Raw genomic sequence first — 21,226 nt, forward strand, 5'->3', positions numbered from 1 at the left:
GTACGTGAGAAAGTCACGGCGTTTTGATTGTCTTTTTTTAGTTTAGTCATTATATTGTGTTTAATTATTACTGTAAATCAGAAAATAATTTATATTTTAGACTCCGAAGTGGACTGGATATAAAAGCATCTGAATAATTTTATATTCAATTAATAACGATTAATTAGTCGGAAGAGCTGGAAAATATTTGTGTGCTGAGGTTCGAGACCGCACTTTGGCTCGGACCGTTCCGCACAGCTTGTGAATATTTCCCAGCTCTGGAGACGGCATGATAGAAAAAAACTTATGAACAACAAAAGAGGCGGTTTCAATGCTATTTGGAATTGCGACAAAAAAAGATGATGACTGGTGGATTGGAGTTACTAATCCAGACACACCACATTTGAGTAAATATGAATCATTGATGTTTCAAGGCAATGGTTATTTAGGAATTCGCGGTTCATTGGAAGAACATTATTTAAATGAAAAACGTGACATGTTCGTCTTAGGAACCTTTGACAAATTTAGAAATGAAGCAACTGAACTGCCTAATTTACCAGATATCGTTAATATTGAAATTACGGTAAATGGGAAGTTATTGAGTTTAAATCATGGTGAAACTACAAATTATCAACGGGGATTAAATCTCCGCAATGGTGAAATCGTCCGTTCATTTGACTGGAAAAATGGTGCAGATAAACTTCATTTTGAATTTAGACGTTTTGTCTCAATGGATAATTGTCATTTATTTGTGTCAGAAGTTAAGGTCACGCCACTATCTGACAATATCAGGTTGCAGATTAAGTCGGGTATCGATGGTCAACAGACTAACGGTGGAACGCAGCATTTTGTTGAAGGTACCAAGCGTTTATTCAATGCTCGATTCGTACAGATGCAGACGCAAACCCAGAATTCTTTGGTGAAATTTGCCTTAACTGAGTATCATCGACTCTTTTTGAATGCGACCGAATTGACGTTGAATCCTCGTTTACAAATTGAGCGACGTCAGATTTTTGCCAACTATTCGATTGATGTTGAAAAGGATCAATGCTTGACCTTTATTAAATATGCCAATGTTTTTGCTAGCAATGATCATGATTTAAAAGACAATGTTTCGATGGATTGTTTGTGTCAGTTGAAGCACGTGGGTCGAGAATCGTATCAAAAATTATTGGCTGATTCAACGCATGTTTGGGAAGATGAAATTTGGCAGGACAGCTTTGTAGAGATAGCTTCACATAATAATAAACCTCAAATTGCGGTCAATTATGCGCGGTATCAACTGTTTGCCAATGCTCCTTGTGATTACAGTAAGAATATTGGTGCCAAAGGGATGACTGGTGAAGGTTACAAGGGGCATGCTTTTTGGGATACTGAAATTTTTATGTTGCCGTTTTTCATGTTAAATATTCCTTCGTATGCTCATAATCTGCTGATTTATCGTTATTTGAATTTAATCGGTGCTCAGAAAAAGGCTCGTCAAGGTGGTTATCAAGGTGCGCAATATCCGTGGGAAGCTGCTATGCCGGAAGACGCTGAATCAGCTCCACTATGGGGCAGTGCCGATATTATTACTGGCGAACCGATGAAAATTTTGTCCGGATCGACTGAGATACATGTAACGGCGGACGTAGCTTTTGGCGTATATCAATATATTAAAAATACTGGCGACTATAGTTTTGCTAAACGAATGGGCTATGAAATCATCTTACAGTGTGCGCAATTTTGGGCCAGTCGTGTTGCTTGGAATAATGAAATCAATCATTTTGAAATTACCGATGTGATTGGGCCAGATGAATACAAGGAACATGCCGCCAATAATGCTTTCACAAATTATATGGTTCACTGGTGCATGCGTAAGGGTGCTGAAATTATTACTGATCTTCGTCAAAATGATGTGGTGACATATAGTCGTTTGAATAAAAAATTTGATATGAAAAAATTAGTCAAAGAGTTAATTGAGAAAGCCTCGATGCTGTATTTGCCAGCTCCAAATGAAGATGGAATTATTGCTCAAGATGACAATTATTTATCATATAAAAAAATTAATGTTAATAAATATCGGACTTCCGATAATATCTCTGAAATTTTCAAAGATTTTGATCTAAAACAATTGGACAAGTTGCAAGTTACCAAGCAGGCTGATGTTTTATTGTTGTTACTACTATTTGAAGATGAATTTCCGAAGAACATTATCAAGGAAAACTGGGATTACTATGAGCCGAAGACGATTCATGACTCTTCCTTATCATTTTCAACTCATGCAATTTTGGCTAATGATATTGGTCTCTATAATCGTGCATTCGATTATTTTGAGAAGAATTGTCAGATTGATTTGGGTACCAATATGAACTCGTCCGTTAAAGGAATTCACATGGCTGGTCTAGCAGGGACGTGGAAAGTTGTTATTGAAGGATTCGGTGGGGTTCGTGCTGTCAAAGATGGCTTACGAATTCAACCACACATTCCTAGTACTTGGAAACATTTGAAGTTTTCATTGATTTGGCGAGGAAGTAAAATCAATGTTTTAGTCACGCAAACTTACTTTTCCGTAATTTCTGATGGGAAAATTAAATTTATCTATCATGGTCACATTTACCATGTAGAGCCCCAAGAACGTGTGTTAATAGAGATTTGAGATATTTTTCACAGATTAGAATGGATTAAATTATTTAATTTTTCTCTAATTTAACTGTTGTAAAACACTTTGGAAGATGATAGTATCTTTTTCATAAATTAATTTTTTTCTAATAAAGAGGAGAGACAATATTATGACAGAGACAAAGAAAGTAGTTTTAGCATATTCCGGTGGATTGGATACATCAGTAGCCATTCCGTGGTTAAAGAATAAAGGATACGACGTGATTGCATGTTGTATTAACGTTGGTGAAGGAAAAGATCTTGAGTTTATCAAGAACAAGGCGATTGATGCTGGTGCAGTTGATGCTATCGCCATTGATGCTTTGGATGAATTCGCCGATGATTACGCCCTAGTGGCTTTACAAGGACATACCCTCTATGAAGGTATCTATCCGCTTCTCTCTGCTCTTTCCCGACCTCTTATTAGTAAAAAATTAGTAGAAATTGCCAAAGAAAATGATGCAGTCGCCATTGCCCATGGCTGTACCGGAAAGGGTAACGATCAAGTTCGTTTTGAAGTTGCCATCCACGCTTTGGCCCCAGAAATGACCGTGCTTGGTCCCGTTCGTGATTGGCACTGGTCACGTGAAGAAGAAATCGAATACGCTAAGGAAAACAACATTCCTATTCCTATCGATTTGGACTCACCATACTCAATCGATGCCAATATTTGGGGTCGTGCCAATGAATGTGGTGTCCTAGAAGATCCTTGGAACGAAGCTCCTGAAGATGCTTTCGATATTACTACTCCAATCGAAAAGACACCTGACGAACCAACAAGTATTGAAATTGAATTTGAACATGGTGTTCCCGTTACCTTAGACGGTGAAAAGATGAAATTCTCTGACATGATTCAAGAATTGAATATCGTTGCTGGTGAAAATGGTATCGGTAGAATTGACCATATTGAAAATCGTTTGGTTGGTATCAAGTCTCGTGAAGTTTACGAAACACCTGCCGCAGCAGTCTTATTGAAAGCTCACAAAGAGTTGGAAGATTTGACTTTGGAACGTGATTTGGCTCATTTTAAGCCATATATTGAAAAAGAATTAAGTGACACAATTTACAACGGCTTGTGGTTCTCACCATTGATGGATTCATTGTTGGCATTCTTGCATGAAAGTCAAAAGACGGTTAACGGAACTGTTAAATTAAAGTTATTTAAAGGTACTGTTTGGGTTCAAGGACGTAAGTCACCAAATTCACTTTATGATAAAGATTTGGCTACTTATACTTCAGCCGATTCCTTCGATCAAGAGGCTGCCCAAGGATTTATTAAACTCTGGGGACTACCAACACAAGTTTCAGCTCAAGTTGCTGCTAAAGCTAAGGCAAAACAGGCTGAAGAACATAAAGACGGAGTTAACCAATGAGCACAGCCAAACTTTGGGGTGGAAGATTTTCCGCTCAAGCCGACTCATGGGTAGACGAGTTTGGTGCTTCAATCAGTTTCGATCAGTTGATGGCCGATGAAGATATCGAAGGCTCTTTGGCTCATGTGAAAATGTTGCAGAAGACGGGCATTTTAAGCCCTGAAGATGTGCAACAGATTGTTGCTGGTTTGGAAGGCATTCAAGCTGACCTTCATCAAAATAAATTACATTTCACAGTTGAAAATGAAGATATTCATATGAATATTGAAAGTATTTTGACTGACCGTATTGGGCCAGTAGCGGGTAAATTACATACTGGTCGTTCCCGAAATGATCAAGTAGCAACGGATTTTCATTTATATGTAAAAAAACGTTTGCCACAGATTATCGAGGAAATTAAGACGATTCAAAAGACTTTGGTTAACTTGGCGGCTGATAATGTCGAGACAATTATGCCTGGTTATACGCATTTACAACACGCCCAACCAATCTCTTATGGTCATTATTTAATGGCTTACTACTCAATGCTCAAGCGTGATGTCGAACGTTTTGAATTCAATCAAAAGCACACTGATATTTCACCACTTGGAGCCGCTGCGTTGGCCGGAACAACTTTTCCGATTGATCGCCAATTCACAGCTGACGAATTAGGCTTTTCTGAAGTCTACAATAATTCGTTAGACGCTGTGTCAGACCGTGATTTTGCGTTAGAGTTTCTCAGCAATTCGTCAATTTTAATGATGCATCTATCACGTTTTTGTGAAGAGTTGAGTATGTGGGTCAGTTACGAGTTCAATTATTTGGAATTGAGTGACAAATATACAACGGGAAGCTCAATCATGCCTCAGAAAAAGAATCCTGATATGGCTGAGTTGATCCGTGGTAAAAGTGGACGTGTCTTTGGACATCTCTTAGGTTTACTTTCAACAATGAAATCCTTGCCTTTGGCTTACAACAAAGACTTACAAGAGGATAAAGAAGGCGTTTTTGATACTGTCAAAACTATTCTGCCAGCTTTGAGAGTTTTCAACGGCATGCTTTCGACTGTGAAGGTTAAAAAAGAGAACATGTACAAGGCAACGACACATGATTTTTCAAATGCCACTGAATTAGCAGATTACTTGGCTACGAAGGGAATTCCTTTCAGACAAGCTCATGGCATCGTGGGTGAATTAGTCTTGAAGGGTCTCCAGACTGGTCAGAATTTGCAAGATATTTCAATGGAAGAATTTAAACAGATATCACCTTTGATTGAAGACGATGTCTATGATGTTTTGAAGCCAGAAGTTGCTGTTGAGAGAAGAAATTCTTTCGGCGGGACAGGTTTCCAGCAGGTTTTAGCCCAGATTGACCGGGCTCGAACTGAATTAGCTGAATAATGATTTTGGAGTCCTCTCTTTTGAGGACTCCATTTTTTTGTTGTATTGAAATATGCCGCCTCCGGGTGACAGTGATTGTAGCCTGTTGTGGGGACCGGTCCGAGCCGAAGGGCGGTCTCGAACCTCGATTTTGAGCCGAAGTTCGCGTCTCAAAAGTCGTCCTAGTGTTGTAAGAACGAGAAGTTCGCTCGTCCTAACGACACTTCCCACTGCTGGCTCAATCACTGTCACCCGGAGGCTGGGGTTTTTGTGTGAAATTGGATCACTTTGGACTTCTAAATTATTTAGTTGAGTTGGTTTGAGGTTATTTGATTATTGGATGAATTTTTCCTGATTAGTTGGGAGGACTCATCTATTTTTTTGTCTTGAAGTATTTGGGAATTATATAGGCAGTGGCTTTGAAACGAGCTACGACAGGGCAACTCCTTCCGCTTTTCCAAGTTTCGTAAACTGCCCGCAGAGTGCGCGTGCAATTTACGAAATTTAGAAAATGCTCGGGAGCTGACCGCCCTGTCTCCGCTCTCTAAGATTTTCTTATATTAACCTTATTCAATCATCAAGACCCTGCTACCAACGGGATGCTATAACTTATATATGCTTTTGAACGAAATAAAAAGTTACTTAATTCCATTAATTATATGAATCAAAAGATTTAATCAAACTAGTCTCCGAGTGCGAGAAAATTCTACCCGCTGTGGAGGTGGCGTTATGGCTTTGGCCATTACACCACAGGGCGACTTTGGAGACTTGCCGAACTTTGGCAAGGCTTCAAATCGAGGTCCGAGACCGTACTCTGGCTCGGACCGGTCCTCATGGCAGGTAGGAATTTTCTCGCACTCGGAGGCGGCATATTTAACAAACAGAGGTGAGCTTTTGGTACAAGCACAAGTAAAGAAGAAAAGATATCTTCATGAAGTTGATCTGATGCGTGTTATTTTTATCGGTGGTGTGTTGTTGAATCATACGACGACTGCCTTTAAGAATAACGTTGGTAGCGGATCTGGCAGTGAACTTCTTCTTCAAGCAACTCATTTGGCACTTCATTTTACTAGAATGGGTTTCATGTTTATGACTGGGCTCGTTTTGGTACTTAACTATTACAATAAAGAACCGCATTGGTTTAATTTTTGGAAGAAACGTTATATCAGTGTTGGTATTCCGTATGTCGGTTGGAATGCCATTATGATGTGGTTCGCAACGATTACGGCTGGTGTCGCATTGAATTGGCCGAATTACTTTAAAAATTTGTTTGATGCAATCATTCACGGAAATAAATATTACATGTACTACATTTTAGTTACGTTCCAGTTGTATCTGATTTTTCCACTGCTGGTTTACATGTTTAAGAAGTTGAAAAATCATCATATTGCCATTTTGGTAGGTAGTGCTTTGATTCAGTTGCTGCTGGTGATTGGAATCAAGTATTGGTTGCCTGGTGTTGATCGAGACGGTTGGTGGTATTTATTTAGAGCTTACGGAATGAATATTCTAGTTTATCAGTTCTACTTTATCGCTGGGGCATTTGTCGCCATTCACTACGAAGAAGTTGACCGTTTTATTGAAAAAAATCACCGGGTCATTGGCTGGTCCACGTTAGTTCTTGCACTTGGGACTGTTGCTTTATTCTTCGGTAATCTAAAAATTTTGAAGTTGAGTATGGGAGCGACTGAATCAATTCACCAACCATACATTTTCATTTATGACATCTTCATGATTGCCTTTGTTTTCTGGATTGGGCGGCAATACGCTCATGCCCGGGAAAATGGATTACCTCAATGGCTCGACCGAATTATTAAAAATATGTCCAAAGTATCCTTCGGGATTTATCTAACACAAATGATTCCCATAACATTGTTGTACGGCATTCTCAGTGTTATCAAAGTTCCATCAGTCGTTATGTTGTTATTATTGCCATTCGGATATGCATTCGTTTTGGGCGGATCGTTCTTAATTTCGTGGTTCTGTTACAAAGTTCCACCATTTGGAGTTTTGATTGGCCGTCCCCAATGGCACCTTAGTAAAGCTAAAAAAGAAGTTAAAGGAGTAAAAGAAAATGTCAAAAATAACGAATCAATTAAACAAGCAATTAGAGAATAATATGAATGAAAAAGTCATTAAAGACGAAAAAATGAACCGTTGGTTTACTGGTTATGAAATAGCGGATGATGTACGTTCGTTACGTGATGTATTTCTGGATTTACACGTCGGTCGTGGTGATGCAGTGCTAGTTTGTTTGCCAAATACAGCCGCTTATCCGGTTATTACCCAGGCACTTTGGGAAGTTGGAGCAGTCATGCACCCAATTGCAGCAACAACTCCAGAACTCGAGTTACAACAAGAATTGAATGAGCACGATTATGTAGCTTCAATTGTTGGTCAAGAATTAGTTGATGCCGTGCTAGATGATCGATTGGCGATTGTAACGGCGTTACATTTACAGACTTATCCTTTATTGCACATTATTCGCGACCGCAAGTTGATGGGTAACGATGCAGGTATTCCTGAAGAAGACGATTTGGCGTTGATTATGAATACTTCTGGAACAACTGGAAAACCTAAACGAGTTGGTTTAACACATCGAATTTTGTTGAACGGAGTTGAGCACGATATTGAAAGTCATCAAATGACCGCCGCTGATACAACCATGGTTATCATGCCAATGTTTCATATTAATGCGCAGGCAGTTTCAATTCTTTCAACTAGATTGTCTGGTGGCAAAATTGTGATTGCTGACAAATTCAGTGCTTCTAAATTTTGGAATCAAGTTCGAGATAACGGCGTTACATGGGTTTCGGTGGTACCAACTATCGTCAATATCTTGTTGATCAATCAAAAAGCCAATGAAAGTTATAGTGAAGATGTCCGATTACGTTTCGTCAGATGCTCATCATTTGCTTTACCACTTGATAAACTAACTGCTTTTCAAAATCGTTTCCACACTAGAATCTTGGAAGGATACGGCATGACTGAAACAGCCAGCCAATGTACAATCAATCCATTCGACGCTCCCAAAGTTGGTTCAGCCGGTAAGGCATTTAAAACTGATGTTCAAATTATGAATGACGGTGAGATTATGACCGCCGCCAATCAAATTGGTGAAATCGTTGTTCGTGGCGATCATGTAATTAGTGATTATCTCGAATCGCATCCGGATTCTTTCAAAGATGGCTGGTTCTTGACTGGTGATCTCGGTTATTTAGATGAAGATGGATATTTATTCGTCAAAGGTCGTAAGAAGGATATTATCAATCATGGTGGCGAAAAAGTTGCTCCAGCTCAAGTTGAGAACGCACTCAGCCAATTGAATTTTGTGAAAGAAGTGTCAGTAATTGGGACCCCAGATGCACTCTATGGCGAGGCGGTCACGGCAGTAGTTATCAGCCAAGGTATGCAAGAAGAGTCCTTAGAACGTCAAAAGATTCTAGCTCATGCTAGAGAGACTTTAGCTAATTATGAACAACCAACACGAGTTTATTTTGTGAAGGATTATCCTCGTAACGCTACGGGCAAAGTGATTCGGTTGAAATTACGTGAACAAGTCATGTCATTAGTAGGGAGCGCTGTATGAGTAAAAAACAGAAAAAATTTAAAAAATTAATCATTAGCGTGGTCTTAGTATTCTGGGCAGTCATTGCCATTTATGGTTTCAAACAAACGGATGCTGGGGCTGCTAGTTCGGACTCACAAACCGTGACAATTGGTTATCAAAAGGGCGATCCTTTCGATATTGCTAAAGAACGTGGCGAGTTTGTTAAAAAGATGAAAGCTAAGGGCTATACAGTCGTTTGGAAAGAATTCCAAGATGGTAATTCTTTGATGCAAGCATTGAAAGCTGGCAGTATCAATTACGCTAGAACTGGTGATACACCGCCGGTCTCCGCACTCTCGACTGGAACTAAGTTGACCTACGTAGCAGCAGGTTACTCAAAGGCCAAAGGTTCAGGAATTCTAGTTAAGAATAGTTCAAGTATTTCATCAATCAAGAATTTGAAAGGTAAGAAAGTCGCTTATACCAAGGGAACTAGTTCACAATACATGTTACTAGCTGCTTTAAAGAAAGCCGGACTTAGTGCCAGCGATATTACTTGGGTCAACATGGACCAATCAAGTGCCAGTGTTGCTTTCTCCAAGGGTAAAGTTGATGCGTGGGCAACCTGGGATCCATATACCTCTCAAGCTGAAATTACGCAAAATGCCAAACTTTTGACCAATGGTGTTGGAATTACGAATAATCGTGATTACGTCTTAGCCATGCAAAGTTATGCCAAGGAAAATACCGAAGTTTCTAAATATCTAATCAAGTATCTTGAAGAAGATATGCAGTGGGCCAACAATAATCACAGTGAATTGATAACGATGATGAGCAAGTCATTGAAGGTATCAAAGACAGTGGTTAAGAAGATGGTCGACCGCAGAACTTATGGTATTAGCGCGATGAATAGTACTTATGCCAAAGAAGAGCAACAAATTGCCGATTTGTTCTATTCAGAAGGTTTAATTGAAAATAAAGTCACAATTAGTGATTCAGGAAATTATAAAGATGAATAAGATTAAAGATGAAGGTCAACTCAACGAGTTGGCTTTTTTGTTTGGGATGACGCCGGAGGTCGCAAGAGAATTTCGCCTGCTGTGGGACCGGTCCGAGCCAGGGAGCGGTCTCGAACCTCGCTTTTGAGCCGAAACCCGCGTCTCAAAAGTCGTCCTGTGGAGTAGGGGCTAAAGCCCCAACTCCACTTTCACTGCGGGTGAATTCTCTTGCGACCTCCGGCTAGTTTAGTTGGTTGTAACAGACTTATAGAAAATAGCTATTTAAAAGCGATGTCTTATTCTGTATCATAATTTATAACGATATCATAACGGTATAATTTACTTTACAAAACAATTGCAACTGTCACGTTCTCGGCAAATACTGTTTTGTCGAATAGAATTAAAGTCAATCAAGGGGGATATTGATATGAGAATTGGAGATCAGTTACAACGACAACGGAAATTACGTAATATGTCTCAAAATGAATTGGCTGATAAGCTGAAGATTTCTCGGCAATCAATTTCTAAATGGGAAAATGGTGCCTCGTTGCCTAGTTTTAGTAATGTGATTGCGATTAGTGAGTTATTCGATATTTCTCTTGATGAGTTGATCAAAGGGGACGTGGAGCTAATGAATAAATTTGAAGACGATAAAATCGGTTTGAGTAAAATTGAAACTATTTTTACAGTGGGTTTCGTTTTGGTTATTGCCAGTTTGATTTTTATATATAGTCAGGGTATTACCGTTACTAGCGTAGATTATTGGTTGCCAGGCTTAGGAATTATCTTTTTCATAGGTTTTGCTGCTAATATCAAATGGAGCGTATTTAATAAAAGTCTCAATAAAAAAGCAGTGTTTTTTGGAATTTTATTGTTGGTTGTAATTGTTGTTCCGTATATTATGCATGAGGTTCCTGATATTTTAGAAGGTATCAGGGAAGGTAGTAATTATTGATAAAAAAATAAGCCTATACGGGCTTATTTTTTTTAATCTTCTTCGTCTTCGTCATCATCTGAAAAGTCTAGCATTGGCAATGTCATAGCTGAAAACCCGCTAGCTGCTGTCATCATTGAAACCATTGGTCGTAAATATGACAACAGAATTGAAGCTCCCTCATCCTGCAATACTTGAAGTGCATCTTCTTGGGGCAGCAAGTCAGAGACTTTGAATAATGATAGGATACGAGCTGTGATTTTATACGGTGAATTATCGTTTTCATAATTGATAAAAATAGTTAAATAAACGGGAATTGATTCATTGAAGTCAATCTCATCTTCAGTTGGCATTTCCACAAGTGTGCTGATATCAGTATCGTCAATTGTGTCATCAAAATCAAAATCATCATTAACTTGGAAATCGAACTTTAGAACAGTGGGATTTTCAAATTCTAAATACTTGTTCGGTGTATTCATATTCGTGCTCCAGCTATTTTCTATCAGCTTATCATTATGCTGAAGAAAAAACAGCTTTTTTGATAGGTTTGTTTGCCATAAATTCCGTTGAAAAATTTTTCACTATACGAAGTGTATATCTTTGAGACCGCTTCCAAATGTCTTTATAATAAAGTCATTAAAAGTGAAGGAGTTGTGCAAAAATGACAAAGCAAAATGAACCAATTCGTCAAGCTGACCAAACTGGTTGGGTTGATCAAGGTCCGCGTAATGTTCAACGTGATTTGGAAAATCCTGATATTTTGGTGCCACCAACGACTGATCATGGAACAATTGCGAACTTGAGATTCAGTTTTTCAGATGCTCACATGCGCTTAGAGGAAGGCGGTTGGGCTCGTGAAGTTACTAACCGTGAGTTGCCTGCTTCACATGATATGGCTGGGGTCAACATGTGTCTAAAGCCAGGTGCTTATCGAGAATTGCACTGGCATAAAGAGGCTGAATGGGCCATTATGCTGAAAGGTAACGCCCGTGTTACTGCCTTGAACGAAAATGGTGAAAGTTTCATTGATGATATTGTTGCTGGTGATTTATGGGACTTTGAAGCCGGTATTCCACACTCAATTCAAGCGTTGGATCAAGGTTGTGAGTTCCTACTAGTTTTCAGTGAACCTGATTTTTCTGAGAATAATACCTTCTTATTAACTGATTGGCTAGCACATACACCCAAGGATGTTGTAGCAGCTAATTTTAAGTTGGATGAAGATGCTTTGACAAATCTACCAACTCATGAGAAATATATTTTTGACGGCGAAGTTCCTGGTCCAATCGACCAAGTTAAACGTGCTGGAACACCAATGACAACACCATTGACGTTACATATGAAAGATGTACCTGCTAAACAATTTGAAGCTGGTAAAGTTTGGATTGTTGACCAAAGTGTCTTTCCAGCTGCTAAGACTATTTCAGCTGCTATCGTTGAAGTTCAACCTGGTGGTATGCGTGAGCTTCACTGGCACCCTAAGTCAGAAGAGTGGGACTACTTTATGCAAGGTAAAGCCAAGGTCGGAGTCTTTAATTCTAATTCATTAGCCAGAACTTTCAATTATCAAGCTGGAGATGTTGGCGTAATTCCTAAGGAAGCTGGTCACTATATTAAAAATATCGGTGATGAGCCTTTGATCTTTATTGAATTGTTCAAGAATCCAGTTTATTCTGATATTTCTTTGAACAAGTGGCTAGCAACTACACCTTCACAAATCGTAGCTGACCATTTGAACATGTCAAAACAAACGGTTGAACATTTACCAAGTGAGGAAGCTGCTGTAGTTTGGTATAACAATCCTTCACAACCAAAAGAATCGACTGAATCAGCTCAATCAGTTGATGATGCTAGCGAGTACTTTAGCTAATCATGTCGACGTCAGAATTTGATTTAATCGTTATCGGTGGCGGTGTTGGTGGTGCTGGTGCGGCTATTAAAGCTAGTTCACATGGGCAAAAAGTTGCGGTAATTGAGCAACGTGACTGGGGTGGTACAACTGTTAATCGTGGTAGTACTCCGAAAAAAGTTTTATTAGCAGCAGCTGAAACTCACCGTCATTTTGAAACGCAAGTATTTGCTGAAACAACACCTGATATCAACTGGGAAAAGTTAGCTGGATATCGGGATAATATTGTTAATCAGACTGCAACTAAGTTTAAGAAACGTTTTCAAAACAATAACATTACGACTTATGAAGGTCATGCTGAATTTTTGAACAATCATGAAGTTACAGTCAATGGTCAAACGTTGTCAGCAACTAATATTGTCATTGCCAGTGGTGCCCATCCCAATGAATTGCAGTTTACAGGTAGTCAGTTTGTTCAACATTCCGGGAGTTTTTTCCGCAGTGAACAGTTGCCAAAAAAAATCGTTATCTTGGGTGCTGGGATCATTTCCTTTGCTATGGCTAGTATTGCGAATGAAGCTGGAGCTGAAGTGACATTGTTACAACATGATGCAGTGGCATTGCGCGGTTATGATTCTGAATTTGTTAGTTTATTGATTGCTGACTTGAAAAAGCGTGGAGTTCATTTCCAATTTAACGATGAAGTGACACAAATAAATTCAGTTGATAATGTTTTGCAAATTTCCACGCAACAAAGCAGCATTACAGCTGATGCAATTTATACTGCTTTGGGTCGAGTAGCTAATATTGGTGGTCTTCATTTGGAAAAGGCCGGAGTTCAATATACGAGACGTGGCATCCAAGTGAACGAGTATTTGCAAACGAGTCAGTCGAATATTTATGCTGTTGGAGATTGTGCACTGACAGGTGTTCCGCAATTAGCCAACTATGCAATTTATCAAGGTAAGTATTTGGGCGACAGTTTATCAGAAACATTGGCTTTTCCAATTAAATATCCAATGCCAGTGACAGCAGTATTTAGCATGCCGCGGTTGGCTCAAGCGGGTATCACTGTGCAACAAGCTACTAAACAACCGGATAAATATCAGGTTAAAAATATGTCATTAGCCCAGTGGTTAAATTATCAACGGGAACATGATGAACAAGCACGTTTGAAGTTGATTATTAATCGCCAAAGTCAACAAGTTGTCGGAGCTGAAGCTTACAGTTATACAGCCGATGATTTGATCAACTACTTAGCAATTTTGATTCAACAAAATATATCCGTAAAAAGATTACATGATTTATTCTTGGCTTATCCAAGTACCGCAACTGATTTGTACGGTATCTGGGTATAGACGAAAAAATAGACTCCTTTAAGGGGTCTATTTTTTTTATTATGCAGTTTGTTTTTCTAAAGTAGGTTCTTCCAGAATCTCACCGAGAACTCGATCTGCCACAATCCCAATTTGACCGGCATTACGATTCTTAGGGCAATCTTCTTCATAAGAATTAGTTGAATTTTTCATAACGATAATTCGGTCCGCCATGCGGGCAGCTTCTTCAACATCGTGGGTAACGAGGATAGTTGTTAGATTTTGTTTCTGACAAATATCGAGAATTAAATCCTGCATCTTTCGTCTTGTTAAAGCATCCAAAGCCCCGAGAGGTTCGTCTAATAATAGAATCTTAGGATGACTCATAAGTGCTCGAGCCAAGGCGACACGTTGTTTTTGTCCACCAGATAGTTGATTAGGATAGTGGTTGGCGTAATCGCTGAGTTCGACTAATTCGAGTAATTCCTGAGCATGCGCTTTAGTATTTTTATCCTTTGAACCAAATGATAAATTGTCTAAAACGGACATCCAGGGGAGTAGTCGATCTTCTTGAAACATTACGCGCATTAACGTCTTGGAGTTTGCTTGATCAACGGTAACAGAGCCAGCAGTTGGTTTCTCCAAGCCAGCAATCAAGCGTAGTAGGGTACTTTTACCACCACCACTCATTCCGACCAAAGCGATAAATTCACCTTGTTTAATATCAAGATTGACGTCATGTAGCGCAGTTAAATTATCATACATTTTATTAACATTTTTAATTGAAATCATTGTGTTATTTATTTTTTCCATTAAGCATTACTCCTTCCAGTATTTTGCCAATCGAGCAAGAGACTTTCGAAACTCTTAGCGATTAGGTCAGAAATTTTTCCAAGGACGGCATAGACGACGATACATAGGATAACTGTTTCCATGTTGACGAAATCTTCCGCGTTGTTAGCCATATAACCGATACCTGAACTAGCTGAAATTGTTTCGGCAACGATTAAAGTAGTCCACATAACGCCTAGTGCGTAGCGAATACCGACTAAAATTTGTGGCAAAGCGGCTGGAAAAATTATTTTGAAAAACATTTGTTTTTTGGTCAATTCATAAGATTTACCCATTTCAATCAAATCAGGATCAACGGAACGAATTCCATGGAAAGTATTGATATAAACAGGGAACATTGTCCCAATAGCGACCAAGGAAATCTTGGCTGATTCGTTAATTCCTAACCACAAAATGATTAGGGGAATAAGGGCTAAATGAGGGATATTCCGAAACATCTGAATCGATGAATCGAACAATAATCGACTCGTATTAGACATACCATTGATGAATCCGAGCAGAAAGCCAATTCCGCCACCGATTAATAGACCAACAGTTGCCCGGTAAAGACTGATACTAAGGTTCTTTGGCAATTCTCCGGATGCGGTTAATTTAACTCCGTCTTGGAACACTGCAATTGGTGATGGTAAAACGGAACTTGAGAGCCAACCTAAAGAACTGCTAACTTGCCATAACAAAATTACGATAATTGGAATTAAGAATGGCAAAAATTTATCGACTGGAATAGTAAATTTCTTCCGTTTAGTCGTTGTAAGTGCAACTGGCTTCTCCATAGATTAGGCCTCCTTGAGTTGTTGAGTCACTTCTTGAGCTAGAAGTTTGCGTTGAATTTTCCCGGTCGCATTTTTCGGTAATTGCGTACTGAAAATATACTTGGTTGGGCGTTCAACAGGTAATAATTGCTCATTGGCTAATTCATTCAACAACGCCAATTGGTGGCGATGATCTTGGCTAAGTTTCTTAGGAACGATAACGGCAGTGACAGTCTCACCATAAATTAAATCAGGTGTACCAATGACAGCCATTTCGCGGATAAACTTCAAATCATTCAGACAATCTTCGACAGCCAGGGGATTAATATTTTCACCGCCACGGATAATCATTTCCTTGATACGACCAGCCATGTGCAGATAACCTTGTTCATCTAAGGAACCAAGGTCACCAGTTAAAAGCCAACCGTCATGAAATGCTTCAGGTTGTGGGTCAAGATAATGTGTGATGATATGCTCACCTTTCAAAGCAATTTCACCGATTTCATTAGACCCGAGTTCTTGATGATTGCCATCTAAAATTCTAATCTGAGTACCTTTGATGATGCCGACAGTGTTTTGAATCGGCTTTTCTAAAGGATTCTGAGCAATTTGACTAGCAGCTTCGGTCATACCGTAACTTTCGATTAATGGGATGCTGAAACGCTGGCTAAACTGCTGGTGAATGCTTGGGAGGAGAGGGGCTGAAGCAGTCCGGAGAAACCGAAGCCTATTTTCTCTAGACTGTTCGTCGCGCTGCAATAAAATGGCAACGATGGCCGGTGTCAATGAAACCCAAGTTACCATTTCACTACTGACTTCTTTCCAGAAAAGGTGAGCACTGAATTTTGGTCGGAAAAGTAGCTGACCGTGAGATAGTCGTGTTGCCAAATTAGAAATTACCATCGCATTGATGTGGAACATTGGCATCAGGATTAAAGTGCTATCTTTTTCAGTTAATTCTTCGCTGTCGATAACGTTAAAAGCCGCAGCCAATAGTTGATGATGTGTTAGTCCAACTCGTTTGGGCTTTCCAGTAGTTCCCGAAGTGTGCATGATTAAAGCAATCTGTTCATCGCCTGGTGTTTCTAGGGGATGTGATTTATGTTCATTGCGAATAAAGATTTGAACCTCCGGTTCGTGGAGCGTGGTCAAACGCGGGTGATTAGTAAAGAGGTCGTTTAAAACTTCCAATTCAGTTGTATCTGCATCTAAGATAATTGCGGAATAATGATATTGATCTTCAAGTTCACTGATTTGAATTTCATTAGTTGCGGGGTTGATAGGTTGAACAATTGCGCCAACTTCCCACAAACTTTGAATTGCTAAAGAATAAGTAACCGAGTTAGTTAAGCTGACAAGTACGATATCGTTGTGACCGATACCTTTGTTTTGCCAATAATTTTTCCAAACATTTTCTTCTAAGTTAAGTTCACTGCCGGTGTACCAGTGTTGATTAGCGTCTTGCATCAAAGGACGAGTAGCACCAGCAATTAATTGTTGTTGTAATCTTTCAGTAAGTTCTGACATAAGTTTTTTTACCAGATTTAAGTGGAATCAGGGGGGGAGGATTATTACTTAAATCGATGTCCTTTCGATTGAATAACCATAGTTTACAAGGTAATAGGTTAAGCAACTACTTAGGTTTGATAAGGTTTATATAAGAAATTCTTAGAGAGCGAAACAGAGAGCGGAGACAGGGCGTTCAGCTCCCGAGCATTTTCGTGTCTTAATGAATTACACGCCGATTTTGCGTGTGATTCATTAAGACATGAAAAGCGGAAGGAGTTGCCCTGTCGTAGCTCGTTTCAGAGCCACTGCATATATAAAGGATTGATTCTACCGACTTTTAGACGAAGCCGCAGATATGATGTTAACCAATGTTTTACTTACTATTTACAGCTTCTTTACATAAGACTGATATTATTAGATTTATTAAATTGTAGACGAGGTCAATAAAAAATTATGAACAATGCTTTATATGAGCTCTTACTAAATCTTCTATCGTTGATTGTATTGTTAACTTTCAATGTATCCCCAACAATGCGTTATTTAAAATCACGTTTGCGGAATAGCTTTGGAAATACAGTCTTGATCGTAATAATATATATTGGAATTTTCTTTTCGATTATCATGGCTCATATATTTTATTATCTGTGGATATTTATTTTCTCATTTTGCGTTTTATTCGATACTTATAAATCTAATAAAGATAAGACATGAATTTATGGAAAATAAAAAAATCTCCAATCATCAAATTCGATGATTGAAGATTTTAGAACATAAGAATTAAGGATTTCTATTATTAATAGCTTAAAAAGCAAATAGATAAGTTAATCAGATAAATTATTTATTATTCGTTATGTAATTTATAAAAAAGCTTCGTCAAAATTTGTTCATTTTCATTATTCATTCTTTTTATTTGTTTGTACTTGATTAACAGGTTTACTGATGAGAAAAGAGTCACAGCCAAGGATGCAATTATTGAAATTGAATAAATTGAAGATAATAATGAGTCGTTCAATCGTGCCACCTACTTTTATTGAGTTTGTATTCGATGAATTTTAATCGTTTGTTGTTTATTTTCACTTTATTTAATGCCTGTTTATAAAATATGTCTAGAAATATAAAGGCCACAATAATAAGAAAATTAATAAAAATCAAAAAAATCATTCGTCTTCCTTCTTCCATTTTTGAATTGCAGATCGTATTTGTCTTATGAACTATTTTTTGTTTGGGATAAATATTAGAAAACTTTGAGTATTGAAGTGTACACTTTGTTACTTTTACATTGTTGATGACTGGTTAATGGCAGTATTTTTTGTTTTTTTTAGATGATTATTTATCATATAATTTGTTGAAAATCCTTATTAATATTTTTTGATTCTCCTTAGATATCTTTCTAGCTTTCGTATATTGAAAAAATAAATAAATGGATGATGTGATTACGGTAATAACAAATACGATGAAAAGAATTGAGTTAATAAAATCTAACAATGAACTTTGCAATACCATCACTCCCTCTTATTCAGCTTGTATTCAATCAACTTTAATCTTTTATTATTTTTTTTTACTCTGTTCAAGTTTTGTTTGTAAATCCAGTCTAATAATAGGAAAGATATAATAAGGAATAAATAAATGAGAATAAAGATAATTACAGTTTTATTAGTTGCAGCAATCGAAGTTCCCCAAGTTAACATTTATATTTTTCTCCTTAGTTTTTATTTATCCGCAAAAATGAGTCAGTAAATGCTATGAATGCACTGATAATTGCTATAAAAAAAGTGATTGTGAATATGGTTATTAACAAACTTACCACCAACTTTTGTGTTCAAGTTTATAATTTATAAGTTTTAATCGACCATTACTTTTTTTTGTTTTATGTAATGGATTTTTAGATACAACATGTAAGAAGATACTCGAAAAAATAATAAATATATTTAGTGTAATGTTAACAATTATTCCTTCAGTAGGCGATGCAAGTAACGCTAAATTGAGCATTATAAGTTCCCCCAATTAATTATAAATTTATTGATAAACTGCACTAAGTATAGCACAAGGCGCCTGAATCATTGTGATACCGTTTACATATATTTCTCTAAATGGTATAGTTCTAACTATGTGCTAGTAATTAACCTATAAGCATCATTTACAAAGAAAGGTCTATACACTGAAATGGGGAAGAATTTCACGAATCAAAATGAAATTAAGTCAGAAATCATCAATTTATCCGCAATCTTGAGTTTACCTAAAGGGACTGAAGCTTTTGTCAGTGACGTTCATGGTGAATATGATGAATTTGCTCACATCATGCGGAATGGATCAGGTAATACGAAGCAAAAAATAGCTGAATTATTCACTGGTCGATTAACTCCTGCCAGTCAGAAAAAGTTGGCATTTTTAATTTATTATCCATCAGAAATTCTGACTAAAACCAAATCACGGATGCATGATTCTGATGAATTGAATCAATGGTATATGGATACTTTCAACAATTTAATTGAAGTTTTACGCTATACGGCCAACAAGTATACGCGCTCAAAAGTTAGAAAATCCATTGCTCCAGAGTTTGTTTATATTACGGAAGAACTGCTCTATGCAGATTTGAATACTGAAACTAAGCAATACTATTATCAAGATATTATGACGAGCATTGTCAGTTTGAACGAAGCTGATGATTTTATCGTTGCCACATGTCATTCGATTCAACGTTTGGTGGTCGATCACGTTCATATAATTGGTGATATTTACGACCGTGGGCCACATCCGGATTACATCGTTGAACATCTGGCACGTCATTGGCAAAATTTTGATTTCCAGTGGGGCAATCACGATATTTTATGGATGGGTAGCGTTGCCGGATCCAAATTATGCATGTTAAATTTACTGCGAATTTGTGCACGTTACGATAATTTATCCATTCTGCAAGATTCCTATGGGATTGATTTGACCTCGGTAATTGCGTTGGCTACTAAGTATTATCAACCTTTGGAGACATTCAATCCTAAATCAGACACTGGAGAAGTTATTTCGATTGATAATAAAATTCAGGATAACCGTGTTCAACAGGCAGCAGCCATTATGCAATTCAAGTTGGAAGGGGCTGCTATCAAGCGCAATCCGGATTTTCAAATGGAGAATCGTTTGTTGCTGGATAAACTAACACCTGATAAAAAAACGATTATTTTGAATGGAAAATCGTATCCATTACAAGATGGCTGTTTTCAACTGGTGGATATGGAAAATCCATATGCATTGACTCCAGAAGAATCTGCTGTAATTGATGACTTGATTCAACAATTTATTAATTCCCCAAAATTAAATAAGCATATAAAATATTTAGTTGATAATGGTTCGATGTATCTCAAGTATAATTGCAATTTATTGTTGCATGGCTGTATTCCGGTTGATGAAAATGGTCAATTACAGGATTTAGTTATTAATGGAAAATCCTATGCTGGCAAGCAATTATTCGATTATTTTGACAAAATGATTCGCAAAGCATTGCAACACCCAACCGCGGAAGATTCTTTCAATACCGATATTATTTGGTATTTATGGACCGGAAAAATGTCACCATTATTCGGGAAGGATAAGATGACAACCTTTGAACGATATTTCGTCAATGATGATGAATTGCACATTGAAAAATTGAATCCATATTATTCATTACGAAAAGAAGAATGGTTTGCGGATCAACTGTTGCAAGAATTTGGATTGGATATCAACGAAGGTCACATAATTAACGGTCATACGCCAGTCAAAGCTGGGACTTCTCCAATTAAAGCCAATGGTAAAATTTTTGTGATTGATGGCGGTATGTCGAAACCTTATCATAAGACGACTGGTATCGGTGGATACACTTTGCTATCTAATTCTTATGGATTGCAGTTGGTCACGCATGAACCATTTACGACTCGTGCCAAGGCGATTGAAGAAATGAAAGATGTCGTTTCAACCAAACGGGTGATTGAGCAGTCAGTTAAACGCAAGCTCGTGGCTGAAACTGATATTGGTCAAAAGATTAAGCAACAAATGGATGAACTAATTTTAGAGTTGAATAGTAAGTAATAAAAAAGAGGAACCTTACCATACCTGATTATCTCAAGTATGATAGGGTTCCTCTTT

14 protein-coding genes are annotated in these 21,226 nt (G+C 37.9%); 10 read left to right on the forward strand and 4 right to left on the reverse strand.

All coding sequences use genetic code 11. From position 1 onward, the window contains the following. Positions 1-310 precede the first annotated feature (310 nt). The 7 genes from AAA923_RS11345 (at position 311) to AAA923_RS11375 (ending at position 10,853) form a co-directional block, all read left to right on the forward strand. Positions 311-2,617: a glycosyl hydrolase family 65 domain-containing protein gene (locus tag AAA923_RS11345; protein WP_338217223.1), complete on the forward strand. Its 2,307-nt coding sequence runs from the start codon at positions 311-313 to the stop codon at positions 2,615-2,617. Positions 2,618-2,750: 133 nt separating this feature from the next. Beyond that, complete coding sequence (locus AAA923_RS11350; RefSeq protein WP_435890179.1) at positions 2,751-3,992, forward strand: argininosuccinate synthase; 1,242 nt, start codon at positions 2,751-2,753, stop codon at positions 3,990-3,992. Then, complete coding sequence (gene argH, locus AAA923_RS11355; RefSeq protein WP_338217225.1) at positions 3,989-5,371, forward strand: argininosuccinate lyase; 1,383 nt, start codon at positions 3,989-3,991, stop codon at positions 5,369-5,371. Before AAA923_RS11350 ends, argH begins: the two co-directional genes overlap by 4 nt. 873 nt (positions 5,372-6,244) lie before the next feature. After that, positions 6,245-7,468, forward strand: a complete 1,224-nt coding sequence (locus AAA923_RS11360; protein ID WP_338217227.1) for an acyltransferase — start codon at positions 6,245-6,247, stop codon at positions 7,466-7,468. Then, positions 7,425-8,939: an AMP-binding protein gene (locus AAA923_RS11365; protein WP_338217228.1), complete on the forward strand. Its 1,515-nt coding sequence runs from the start codon at positions 7,425-7,427 to the stop codon at positions 8,937-8,939. Before AAA923_RS11360 ends, AAA923_RS11365 begins: the two co-directional genes overlap by 44 nt. Beyond that, positions 8,936-9,919 carry an aliphatic sulfonate ABC transporter substrate-binding protein gene (locus AAA923_RS11370; protein ID WP_338217230.1) on the forward strand — a complete coding sequence of 328 codons (984 nt, stop codon included), beginning with the start codon at positions 8,936-8,938 and terminating at the stop codon, positions 9,917-9,919. Before AAA923_RS11365 ends, AAA923_RS11370 begins: the two co-directional genes overlap by 4 nt. A 406-nt stretch (positions 9,920-10,325) precedes the next feature. Then, a complete protein-coding gene (locus tag AAA923_RS11375; protein ID WP_338217232.1) occupies positions 10,326-10,853 on the forward strand; it encodes a helix-turn-helix domain-containing protein in 528 nt (175 codons plus the stop codon). A 32-nt stretch (positions 10,854-10,885) separates the two neighbouring features. On the opposite strand, the gene AAA923_RS11380 is transcribed toward AAA923_RS11375, so the two are convergent. Continuing rightward, on the reverse strand, positions 10,886-11,311 hold the full coding sequence (locus tag AAA923_RS11380; RefSeq protein ID WP_338217234.1) for a protein-export chaperone SecB: 426 nt from the start codon (positions 11,309-11,311) through the stop codon (positions 10,886-10,888). A gap of 182 nt (positions 11,312-11,493) precedes the next feature. Here AAA923_RS11380 and AAA923_RS11385 point away from each other — a divergent pair, with 182 nt between their 5' ends. Then, positions 11,494-12,702: a cupin domain-containing protein gene (locus tag AAA923_RS11385; RefSeq protein ID WP_338217236.1), complete on the forward strand. Its 1,209-nt coding sequence runs from the start codon at positions 11,494-11,496 to the stop codon at positions 12,700-12,702. Positions 12,703-12,704: 2 nt separating this feature from the next. Beyond that, positions 12,705-14,039, forward strand: coding sequence for a dihydrolipoyl dehydrogenase family protein (locus AAA923_RS11390; protein WP_338217237.1), 1,335 nt, complete (start codon positions 12,705-12,707; stop codon positions 14,037-14,039). A 39-nt stretch (positions 14,040-14,078) separates the two neighbouring features. Here the strand turns inward: AAA923_RS11390 and AAA923_RS11395 are convergent, their stop codons facing one another. The 3 genes from AAA923_RS11395 to AAA923_RS11405 are packed head-to-tail and all read right to left on the reverse strand — an operon-like array spanning position 14,079 to position 17,128. Next, positions 14,079-14,810 (reverse strand): ABC transporter ATP-binding protein, encoded by a 732-nt coding sequence (locus AAA923_RS11395; protein ID WP_435890180.1) that lies wholly within the window; start codon positions 14,808-14,810, stop codon positions 14,079-14,081. Continuing rightward, positions 14,810-15,622, reverse strand: coding sequence for an ABC transporter permease subunit (locus AAA923_RS11400; RefSeq protein WP_338217239.1), 813 nt, complete (start codon positions 15,620-15,622; stop codon positions 14,810-14,812). The genes AAA923_RS11395 and AAA923_RS11400 overlap by 1 nt, the downstream gene beginning before the upstream one ends. A gap of 3 nt (positions 15,623-15,625) precedes the next feature. Then, entirely contained in the window at positions 15,626-17,128 is a 1,503-nt protein-coding gene (locus AAA923_RS11405) for an AMP-binding protein (protein WP_338217241.1), read from the reverse strand. 2,145 nt (positions 17,129-19,273) lie between these two features. On the opposite strand from AAA923_RS11405, the gene AAA923_RS11410 reads away from it, so the two are divergent. Further along, complete coding sequence (locus AAA923_RS11410) at positions 19,274-21,169, forward strand: fructose-1,6-bisphosphatase (RefSeq protein ID WP_338217242.1); 1,896 nt, start codon at positions 19,274-19,276, stop codon at positions 21,167-21,169. Positions 21,170-21,226: the final 57 nt, after the last annotated feature.

It is taken from the genome of Companilactobacillus muriivasis (genome assembly GCF_036246245.1).
Classification (GTDB): domain Bacteria; phylum Bacillota; class Bacilli; order Lactobacillales; family Lactobacillaceae; genus Companilactobacillus; species Companilactobacillus muriivasis.